The following is a 9,391-nucleotide window of genomic DNA, read 5'->3' as shown; positions in this document are numbered from 1 at the left end:
CACCTGCGTTCTTTCGCTCACTTGGTTCTCTACCGTCCATTGTTTCGGGGAGCATGTCATCACGACGTAATAACCCTTGACCGCAATTGAGGATGGCTTACGCACGGTGGTAAATCGCTCACAGCATGTGTCGAAGGTCACTCCTCAAACGGCCCATCTGAGCGCGGTGCGTTGGGTAACTGCTCATTCAACGATTGGCGGTACGTGATGCAGCCTTTCATGAACTCCGGCCACTTGGGTACCACGGAGACCGGGTCGGTCTTGTCGGGCAGTAATGCCCACAGGGCCGGGTGGTGCCAGCACAAGTCGTGCCCGCTGCAGTCCCGGTGTTCGCGAATTCCCTGGCGTAGGCGCTTGGCTTCTTCGATCAGTTCCTCTCGGGTCATCCGTTCGAGATCTTCATCCATGGGAACCTCCATAGGGTTTCCGATCGCTCCCAGTTCCATTTGGGAGCGGAGGTTACCCTGATCCATCAGGCACTGCCCGCCGTGAGTGATGCCGCTCGCTGCAGTATTGGTTAGCGTGCCGAGGCCTGCAATTGATGACAGCACACCGCTGCCGTTCCGGCAGCGGTGCGTTCTAGGTGGGAGGAGGGGCGTTACGCCGCCGGCGCGGTAATCCGTGCGATCACCTTGATTTCGAAGTCGAAGCCCGCCAGCCAGTTGACACCGACGGCGGTCCAGTTGGGGTAGGGCGGTTCGCCGATCGCCTTCGTGCGAACCCTGTCGATCGCTTCCCACTGGGCGGCGGGATCGGTGTGGAAGGTGGTCACGTCGACGATGTCGTCGAAGGTGCAACCGGCGGCCTCGAGAACGGCCGAGAGGTTGTCGAAGGCAAGCTGCACCTGGTTTTCGAAATCCGGCTCGGGGGAGCCGTCCTCACGGCTGCCGACCTGGCCCGAGACGAACAGGAAGTCGCCCGAACGAATGGCCGCCGAATAGCGGTTGATCTCGTAGAGTGCCTGCCGTCCGGCAGGAAAGACTGCATCGCGTTTAGCCATCGTGCTGCTCCGGTGGGGAAAATTGATATACGGACCGTATGTGATTATGCTGGCACATACGCGACGTATGTCAATACGCATACGGCTCGTATGTGAACAACTTTTGCAAGCGATGTCAGGAGAGGGTGTGGCGACGAAACGTGCGCAGATGATGGAGGAGACCCGGGCCAAGCTCATTCGAGCCGCACGGGAGGCCTTCGCGACCAAGGGCTATGCGGCAGCGTCGATGGACGACATCACCGCCGATGCGGGGTTGACGCGAGGGGCGCTGTATCACAATTTCGGGGGCAAGAAGGGGCTGCTGCAGGCCGTGGTCGATCAGATCGATGCGGAGATGGTGACACGGCTCATCGCGGCCCAGGAGCGGGCGCCAAGTCCGTGGGAGGGGCTGCTGACGGAGGGCGTGACCTATATCGAAATGGCGCTGGAGCCGGAAGTCCAGCGCATCATGCTGCTGGATGGGCCGGCCGTGCTCGGCGACCCATCGCAATGGCCCAACCAGAATGCCTGCCTGCTGCGCACGACCCAGACCATTCAGGCGCTCATCGACGAGGGTACGGTCAAGCCGGTAGACGCCGAAGCCGCTGCCCGCCTGATCAATGGCGCGGCGCTCAACGCCGCACTGTGGATTGCCGCGGCCGACGAACCTCGCGTCGTGCTGCCGAAAGCCGTGGAGGCGTTCCGGCAGCTCGCGGCTGGCCTGCTGCAAACCGAGCGCTGAGCGGAGAAAAGCGACTGCCAGAGCGCATCGGAGTGCAAGTCGGTTGAACCAACGCTGCTGTCGGTGTGGGCTGTTGCTACCTCCTGCCCCATCGATGCGGGTCGATTCGCCCCTCGTACATCGGCAGCTCCAGCACCGGGTCGTCATCCCGGGACTGGGACCACATCCGGTTCATGCCCGCGGTGCCGAAGGTGCGAACGCGCGTGACTTCATCCACATTCAGCACGTCGGTGAGGATGCCGGAGGTTGCCCCGGGCATGTGCGTGCGGACATTTCCCTCGGGGTCGACTATCAGGCTCTGACCCTCTCCGGTGGGCGTGGCTGCGTTGGCACTTACCATGAAGACTTGATTGAAGATGGCATTGGCCTTGACCAGCACCTGCTCCTGGGCGCGGTCGCAGGTCGAGGTCGCGGCCTGGTTGATGATGACCTCGGCTCCCAGCCAGGCCAGTTGGCGTGCCACTTCGGGGAACCAGATGTCGTAACAGATCGCCAAGCCGATTCGGCCGATGCCCGGCACGTCAAACACTTCGAAGCGGTTTCCCGGCTGGAAGGGCTCATAGGGCCGCCAGGGAAAGCACTTGCGGTAGGCGGCCACTCGCTCTCCCGCGGGGGAGTATACAGGTGCGGTGTTGTAGAGGTGGCCATCCTCGCCTCGTTCGCAGACCGTGCCTGGCAGTAGCCAGATTCCCAGGTTGCGCGCGATGCGCGCGAGGTGAGTGTGGCGGGGCCCGTCGATGGGTTCGGCGGCAGCTTCCAACTGGGCCCTGCGCTGTTCGGGAGTCCCGCTGGCGCCACACAGGTGGAACTCGGGGTAGACCACCATCCGCGGTTGTTCGAAGCCGGCACCGAAGTCGCTGAGATAGACGGCCAGCTCGGCCTCGAGACCCCGCAGCTCGGCGTCCGTGCCGGGCTGTTGGGAAGGTTCCTGGACGACCAGGAGGGGCAGGTATCTGGGCATGTGGGCTCCGTTACAGATTGGCTTTCAGCGAGGCCGGTGCCGGCTCGGGCTCCGATTCGTCGAAGTCCACTTCGGGAGGTTCGCGACGGAAGAAACGCGTCAAGTAGATCAGCTGTGCCAGGCCGATCGAGAGCCAGGCCAGACCCAGGATCACCGCATTGACATCCAGTTTGCTCATCAGCCAGAGATTGACCAAGGCACCGATCAGCGGCGCCACTATGCCCCTGAGCACGCCATAGCGGCGCTTGGCCTCCTCATCCCGTGTGACCAGGAAGATCACCGATAGATTGACCATGGTGAAGGCAATGAAGGCGCCGAAGTTGATGAACGAGGCGGCCGACAAAACATCAAGGAAGAGGGCAACGATGCCGATGGCTCCGGTCAGCGCAATACTGAACACGGGGGTGTGGAAGCGAGAATGCAGGGCGCCGAACAGTTTGCGCGGCAGTACGGCATCGCGGCCCATGGCATACAACAGGCGCGACGCGCTGGCCTGGGCAGCCAAGCCGGAAGTGAACTGCGCCAGCACCATGCCGGCCAGGAAAATGGCCCCGAACAGGTCCGCGCCGATCATCCTGGCGATCTCGAAGGCGGCAGAATCGGCATTGATGAAGTCGCTGCCCGGATGCGCCAACTGGGTGGTATAGCCGACCAGCACATAGATGCCGCCGCCAATCAGGGCGGTGAGCATGATCGCCCGGGGAATGTTGCGCTTGGGCTCGATGGTCTCTTCCGTCAGGGTGGTGACGGCATCGAAGCCGAGGAAGGCGTAGGCTGCTACCGCTGCGCCCGCGGCGATGGCAGTGAAGCTGGCATCTTCACCCACGAATGGCCCCAGGCTGAACAGTGCTTCGGTGCCACCGGTAGAGAACACGTGACGAACCGACAGCAGTACGAAGAAAGCGATGACCAGAATCTGGAAGGTCATCAGCAGCGAGTTCACCTTGGATGCCAGCTTGAGGCCGTAAACGTTGAGCAGGGTAGTGATGCCGATGAAACCCAGCAGGAAGATCCAGCCCGGAACTTCCGGGAAGCGCGCATTCAGGTAGGCTGCGCCGATCAGCCAGATCACCATGGGCAGGAAGAAATAATCGAGAAGTACGCTCCAGCCCACCATGAAGCCGACTCGAGGGTCGATGGCCTTGCGCGCATAGGTATAGGCGGAACCCGACACCGGATAGGTGCGAGCCATGATGCCGTAGCTGTAGGCAGTGAACAGCATGGCAACCGTGGTGATGAGATAGGCGGTTGGCACGGCGCCGTTACTGGCGCTGGCGATCACGCCGAAGGTGCCTAGCACGATCAGCGGCGTCATGTATGCCAGGCCGAACAGCACCACGGCCTTCAGGGATAGGGTTCTTTCCAGTTTTATATTGTTTTCCGTCATGATCCGTCTCCAGGACACGTTGACGCCGACACCGGAAGTCGCCAAGCCGGTACGACGCGATGGGGAGGGGGCCTGATCCCCACTTTCGAACGGTTCGGCCGTGCAGTTGCCGGAGTTCCAGAGGCCCGGCTAGACTGCGATTTTCGATAACCGCTCGGTTTATCACGGTATTGGCCTGTCTCGGGAACGTACATAACTCCAGCGTGGTATGGTCTGGCGAAGAGGAATAGGTGAAACACGGCGAACTTGACGAGGCGCTGGCCGATACCATCAAGGCGTTGGGAATGCCCGAATGGCCTCGGCGATTTTCTGCTCTGGTGAAAGGCCTGGCGGCCTTCGACAATCTGATCGTCATTGCCTACCACGGAGAGCGTCGGCCGGCAGTGCTCTACCGCGAATACACCGATCCGGTGGTCTATCTGCCTATGGACAGCCAGTACCTTGGTGGGGCTTATCTGTTGGATCCCTTCTATCGCGAGCACCTCAAGGGCGATGTGCGGGGCATACGTCGGCTGATGGACGTAGCGCCGGACCACTTCCGGCGCACGCATTACTACAACAATTACTACAAGCAGACCACGCTACTCGATGAGGTGGCAGTGTTCGCCAATATTACCGAGAACGTTACGCTAACGGCCTGCTTCGGCAGGGACCGCTCCAGCGGCAAGCCCTTCGGCAAGCGTGAGATTCAGGCACTGCGGCAAAACGAACTGACCCTGAGCGCCCTGATGGAGGCGCATTGGCGCGGCTACCGTCCCGAGGGAGAAGCCGAGGCAGCGCCGGCGCCGCTCGGCCAGCGCCTGCGCGAGGCGCTGGAGAGAGAACATGACATCCGATTGAGCCCACGCCAGGCCGAGGTGGCCCTGTTCATTTTGCGCGGCCACTCCTCACTTTCCATCGGACTGCACTTGGACGTGAGCGCCCAAACGGTAAAAGTCTTTCGTCGCCAGCTCTACGCCAAATGCAATATTTCCTCCCAGGCGGAGCTTTTCGCGCTGCTGATGCCTCTCTTCGCACGCTTGACCGAGAAGGGCTGAAACGTCGGGCGCTATGACCGGGCCTCCATCGAGAGCTACCCGGCCTCCACCGAAAGCTTGCAGGGTATCGCCTGGGCGAGAAAATCGATTAGCGCTCGCACGGAGGGAACGAGCCCCTTGCGAGAGGCGAAGACCGCCTGGATCGTACCGAAGGGTGAGCGCCAGTCCGGCAATACATGGACCAGTTCCCCCTTGGCAAAACTCACCCGACAGATGTGAATAGGCAGCAGCGCCACGCCGAGCCCCTGGCACGCTGCCGCAAGCAGCATGTCGAAATTGCTGCACATCAACCGAGGGCGCAGGGTGATCACGCGCGTCTCGTCGTTCGGCCCTGTCAGTTCCCAGCGAACCTCATCCGTATCTCCCCCCATCGAAAGGGTCGGCACCTCCGCCAGCTCATCGATGGTGAGCCCTTGCTTGCAAGCGGCATGCAGGGCCGGGCTTACCGCCATTACCAGATGGTTCTGCCCGAGCGGTCGCATGATCAGCGAGGCATCCGCCATGTCCGGCCGGCTGCGAACGCGTATGGCGATGTCGAGTCGATCCTCGATCAGGTCGGCACGACGATCGAAGACCTGCATGTGCACGCGAACCTTGGGGTAGGTCTTCATGAAGGCCGGCAGCACTTCTTCGATGAGGTTCTGGATCAGGCCCTGCGGGCAACTGAGCCGTACGATGCCATTGGGCTCCGCGTAGGCCTGCGCCGCCACCGTTTCGGCCGCTTCGGCGCCGGCGAGCACGGTCTGGCAGTGCTCGTAGAACGACTGGCCCACGTCGGTGGTGCGGATCTTGCGGGTCGAGCGCTCCAGCAGGCGAACCTGGAGCCGCTCCTCCAGCCGCGCGACGCGCTTGCTGAGCGTTCCCTTGGGCACGCCGATGTGGCGCGCGGCCGCCGAGAAGCCCTGATAGGTCACTACGGCATGGAAGTAGTAGAGGTCGTTGAGATCGTTCATCGCATCGCTACCGGGCAGGAAACCGCCGCACCTTAATCGTTTCCCATGGGAAACGCAAAGTTCGAAATGCACGCTCTAGTCAGCGAATTGGTGCCCTATAGAATACCTCTCATCGGGTCGGCGCTAGAGATATCAGCATCGGAGTGTGCCGGACCTCATTCCGCAACGAATTGAGAGAGTGAAACGATGAAAATGCAAAAATCCGCACTGTTCCTGACTCTTGCCCTCGCTTCAGGAGTTGCCGTGGCCGAACGAGGAGCGGAAGAGCTGGTGCCCGTTGCCGCGACCTCCAGCGTGACCGGCCAGAACAGCTTCGAACAGCTGGATCGGGACGGCGATGGCCGCATTTCACGGAAAGAAGCCGAAGCGGGCACTCTGCCGGAAATCTTCCTGTTCATGGATCGCAACCACGATGGCATGATCTCCCGTCAGGAGTTCGACTACCGCCCGCATTGAGCGCATTTGGGTTCGCTCGTGAAGAAGGGAGGCTTAAGGCCTCCCTTGATTCGTTGTGCATTTCCGAGGGCGCGTCCCTTCACTCATGCTGCAGGATGTTGACGAGCTTGCCGAACGGGTCGCGGACATAGAATCGCCGCACGCCCCAGGGCTCGCTGGCAGGGCCGTATTCGATGGGCACGCCCGCCTTCTCGCAGCGGGCCAGCGCCGCTTCGATATCGTCGACCTCGATGGAGAGGTCGGGCACGGGAGTACCCGAGCCGCCTTCGCTGCCGAAGCTCACCTGAACCGTCATTTTCTCGTCCGAGCCGTAGGTTCGGAACCAGCCGTGATCCATGAGCAGGTCGAGACCCAGGATGCCTCCATAGAAGGCTGCCGCCTCGTCGAGATCCGATGTCGCCGTGTTGGCCATGATGCGTTTGACGTTCATGCGTCACCTTGAGATCGTGTTGCTCATCGTGTCATCAATCAAAATTCTAGCCCAAGCGCGAAGCCGCCGAGCAGGTAACAGAAGGCGGTGATCAACACGATCCCGATCAGGTTAAGAACGACCCCGCCGCGCGCCATCTGGGCGATGGTAACCGCGCCGGTGCCGAAAACGATGGCGTTAGGTGGCGTGCCGACCGGTAGCATGAAAGCGCAGGTCGCGGCTAAGGCCGCCGGGATGAGCAGCGTCATCGCGTCGGCGCCGATACCGACCGCGACACCCCCGAGCACGGGGATGAAGGTCGCGGCCGTCGCCGTGTTGCTGGTCACTTCGGTCAGGAAGAGTACGATCGTTGCCACGGCGGCGACCAACAGCAGCATCGGGAGCACTTCCAGACCGCTAATCTGTTCGCCAAACCAACTGTCCAGGCCAGTTCCGGCGACCGCGCCGGCGAGGCTCAGGCCGCCGCCGAACAGTAGCAGCACGCCCCAGGGAAGTCCGTCCTCGGCATCCTGCCAATTCAGCACCATCTCGCTGCGCCCCCTGGCGGGCAGGATGAACAGTGCAATGCCGGCGGCGATAGCAATGGCGGTATCATCGAGCTCACCGAGCGGCCCCAGCCGCTCGCCCACCCCCGGGAGACTGGCGAGGACACCGGGCACGACCCACAGGAACGCTGCCGAGCCGAAGACGATCATCACCATTTTCTCACCCTGGCTGAGCAGACCGAGCTTGCGGATTTCGCCATCGATCATTTCCTTGCCGCCGGGTATCTCCACGACATTGAAGCGGTAGAGTACACGGGTCATCAGTACCCAGCCCACCAGGATGAAGGTGAAGGCCAATGGCACGCCAAGCAGCATCCATTCGAGGAAGCCGATGGTGCGGCCCAGCTCATCGGCAGCGTAGCCGGCGACGATGGCGTTAGGCGGGCTGCCAAGCAACGTGCCGAGACCGCCCATGCTTGCCGACCATGCAATAGCGAGAAGCAGGCAGACGCCAAAGCGCTGGATATTCTCGTCGAAGATAAAATCGACGTGCCCTGCCCGGTGATGGTCGTGGCCGGATGCGACCGTTGTTGCGCTCTCGCCGCTACGCTCCGCCACCAGGCGGAGCACGGACAGCCCGATCGGTAGCATCATCAGGGTCGTTGCAGTGTTGGAAACCCACATCGACAGAAAGCCCGTGGCGAGCATCATGCCGAGCACGATCCGCTTCGGCTCGATCCCCACACGAGCAAGCGTCAGGAGCGCGATGCGCCGGTGGAGGTTCCACTTTTCCATTGCGATGGCGATGAGAAAACCGCCGAGGAAAAGAAACACGATGGGACTGGCGTAGGGCGCCGTGGCCTGGCCGACGGTCCGCTCCGTCAGCATCGGAATCAGCACGATCGGTAGCAGCGCCGTGGCCGAGAGCGGGATCGCCTCGGTCATCCACCAGACCGCCATCAAGGTGGCGATCGTTGCAACCCAGCGCGCGTCTGACGATAACCCTTCGGCCTGGCCCATGGCGAGCCAGACCAGCAGCGCCATGCCTAACCCGAAGGCGCGCAGGCCCCACGTCATCTTGGCGGATCGCCCTTCCTTCCCTTGCCCCCCGGTCGGGTCCGCACTCTCACCGGATGGACGATGCTGCTCGACCATATCAAGACTCCCTGTTGGCTAATGCTGCTTCCTTTGTGGAGCGTAGCCCAAGAGCATGAGACACGGCATGGTCAAGGCATCGGGGCGCTCATCGTATTCGCCTCGGTTCGGTCCAAGCGGGAAGCGACCGCATCCACCCGGGGAGACACTTCTGCGTCGGATGCTTTGTTGCTTTCCGCCTTTACCGAGGAGGCACGTGGTGCCCAACTCACCGATGCGTGGTCGGATGAGGCGATGATGACGGCCAACCCACTGGAGGGAGGGTGTCTTTTTTGCTGCGAAAGGGCTGGCGCGGTTTAGGCTGACGCCAGCCAAAAATGGCGTGGCGAAGTGGCAGAACGTCTGGTTGCCTTAAGCAATGGCCTGGCTAGCTGTCGGTCTATTCATGACTGCTTGGCATATACCTCGACGCCCTCGGGAATCGTGTACCAAGCCTGCTTTTCGCTTACCCAGACATGAGCGGTGGGATTGATAAGGCTCGTGTCCGACAGGTTGGAGGGTTTGAGCTTGATCTTCTTTGGATCGCTTGGGTTGTAATGATAAATCCGGTTGCCACAGGTGGGGCAGAACTTCGCGGCATTGATGTTCCCGCTGTCCGCCGCCCTTTGCCAATCCGCCATTTCCCCTTGAAACTTCACCGCATCGGCATTTACCACCGCCGTGATGCTGAAGGCGCTCGTCGACAGCTTCTGGCACTCCTTGCAATGGCAGGCGAATACCTTCAAGGGAGGTTCCAGTAGTTGGTAGGTGACTCCGCCACATTGGCAAGAGCCGTTGATTGGATATGTCATGATCCATGCTCCGAT

General features: G+C 61.6%; 11 protein-coding genes. 3 read left to right on the top strand and 8 right to left on the bottom strand.

Annotated elements, in window-relative coordinates; all coding sequences use genetic code 11:
- Positions 1–137: 137 nt before the first annotated feature.
- Positions 138–407 carry a hypothetical protein gene (locus F0A17_RS11280; RefSeq protein ID WP_149328439.1) on the bottom strand — a complete coding sequence of 90 codons (270 nt, stop codon included), beginning with the start codon at positions 405–407 and terminating at the stop codon, positions 138–140.
- 191 nt (positions 408–598) lie between these two features.
- Positions 599–1,000 carry a RidA family protein gene (locus F0A17_RS11275; protein WP_149328438.1) on the bottom strand — a complete coding sequence of 134 codons (402 nt, stop codon included), beginning with the start codon at positions 998–1,000 and terminating at the stop codon, positions 599–601.
- A gap of 127 nt (positions 1,001–1,127) precedes the next feature.
- Between F0A17_RS11275 and F0A17_RS11270 the strand changes: the two genes are divergently transcribed.
- The gene (locus tag F0A17_RS11270) at positions 1,128–1,721 is read left to right on the top strand and encodes a TetR/AcrR family transcriptional regulator (RefSeq protein ID WP_228716890.1); all 594 of its coding nucleotides are present in this window, start codon (positions 1,128–1,130) and stop codon (positions 1,719–1,721) included.
- Between the two features lie 76 nt (positions 1,722–1,797).
- Here the strand turns inward: F0A17_RS11270 and F0A17_RS11265 are convergent, their stop codons facing one another.
- Complete coding sequence (locus F0A17_RS11265; RefSeq protein WP_149328437.1) at positions 1,798–2,682, bottom strand: carbon-nitrogen hydrolase family protein; 885 nt, start codon at positions 2,680–2,682, stop codon at positions 1,798–1,800.
- A 10-nt stretch (positions 2,683–2,692) separates the two neighbouring features.
- Positions 2,693–4,069: an APC family permease gene (locus F0A17_RS11260; RefSeq protein ID WP_149328436.1), complete on the bottom strand. Its 1,377-nt coding sequence runs from the start codon at positions 4,067–4,069 to the stop codon at positions 2,693–2,695.
- A gap of 230 nt (positions 4,070–4,299) precedes the next feature.
- On the opposite strand from F0A17_RS11260, the gene F0A17_RS11255 reads away from it, so the two are divergent.
- Positions 4,300–5,106 (top strand): helix-turn-helix transcriptional regulator, encoded by an 807-nt coding sequence (locus F0A17_RS11255; protein ID WP_228716889.1) that lies wholly within the window; start codon positions 4,300–4,302, stop codon positions 5,104–5,106.
- Between the two features lie 35 nt (positions 5,107–5,141).
- Here the strand turns inward: F0A17_RS11255 and F0A17_RS11250 are convergent, their stop codons facing one another.
- Positions 5,142–6,059 (bottom strand): LysR family transcriptional regulator, encoded by a 918-nt coding sequence (locus F0A17_RS11250; protein WP_149328435.1) that lies wholly within the window; start codon positions 6,057–6,059, stop codon positions 5,142–5,144.
- Between the two features lie 243 nt (positions 6,060–6,302).
- On the opposite strand from F0A17_RS11250, the gene F0A17_RS11245 reads away from it, so the two are divergent.
- Positions 6,303–6,515: an EF-hand domain-containing protein gene (locus F0A17_RS11245; RefSeq protein WP_187774684.1), complete on the top strand. Its 213-nt coding sequence runs from the start codon at positions 6,303–6,305 to the stop codon at positions 6,513–6,515.
- Between the two features lie 79 nt (positions 6,516–6,594).
- Here F0A17_RS11245 and F0A17_RS11240 read toward each other — a convergent pair whose 3' ends face one another.
- The 3 genes from F0A17_RS11240 to F0A17_RS11230 form a co-directional block, all read right to left on the bottom strand.
- Positions 6,595–6,945: a VOC family protein gene (locus F0A17_RS11240; protein ID WP_149328434.1), complete on the bottom strand. Its 351-nt coding sequence runs from the start codon at positions 6,943–6,945 to the stop codon at positions 6,595–6,597.
- A gap of 38 nt (positions 6,946–6,983) precedes the next feature.
- Entirely contained in the window at positions 6,984–8,585 is a 1,602-nt protein-coding gene (locus tag F0A17_RS11235; protein ID WP_228716888.1) for an SLC13 family permease, read from the bottom strand.
- Between the two features lie 383 nt (positions 8,586–8,968).
- Positions 8,969–9,376 (bottom strand): GFA family protein, encoded by a 408-nt coding sequence (locus F0A17_RS11230; RefSeq protein WP_149328433.1) that lies wholly within the window; start codon positions 9,374–9,376, stop codon positions 8,969–8,971.
- Positions 9,377–9,391: the final 15 nt, after the last annotated feature.

It is taken from the genome of Billgrantia pellis, from assembly GCF_008297955.1.
Taxonomy (GTDB): domain Bacteria; phylum Pseudomonadota; class Gammaproteobacteria; order Pseudomonadales; family Halomonadaceae; genus Halomonas; species Halomonas pellis.
The sequence above is the reverse complement of the archived record's forward strand: the minus strand, read 5'-3'. Positions and strand labels throughout refer to the sequence as shown.

Coding starts and splice junctions, on each gene's coding strand:
- F0A17_RS11230 (WP_149328433.1), bottom strand. CDS start 9,376: ATGACATATCCAATCAACGGCTCTTGCCAATGTGGCGGAGTCACCTAC.
- F0A17_RS11275 (WP_149328438.1), bottom strand. CDS start 1,000: ATGGCTAAACGCGATGCAGTCTTTCCTGCCGGACGGCAGGCACTCTAC.
- F0A17_RS11280 (WP_149328439.1), bottom strand. CDS start 407: ATGGATGAAGATCTCGAACGGATGACCCGAGAGGAACTGATCGAAGAA.
- F0A17_RS11235 (WP_228716888.1), bottom strand. CDS start 8,585: ATGGTCGAGCAGCATCGTCCATCCGGTGAGAGTGCGGACCCGACCGGG.
- F0A17_RS11265 (WP_149328437.1), bottom strand. CDS start 2,682: ATGCCCAGATACCTGCCCCTCCTGGTCGTCCAGGAACCTTCCCAACAG.
- F0A17_RS11240 (WP_149328434.1), bottom strand. CDS start 6,945: ATGAACGTCAAACGCATCATGGCCAACACGGCGACATCGGATCTCGAC.
- F0A17_RS11260 (WP_149328436.1), bottom strand. CDS start 4,069: ATGACGGAAAACAATATAAAACTGGAAAGAACCCTATCCCTGAAGGCC.
- F0A17_RS11250 (WP_149328435.1), bottom strand. CDS start 6,059: ATGAACGATCTCAACGACCTCTACTACTTCCATGCCGTAGTGACCTAT.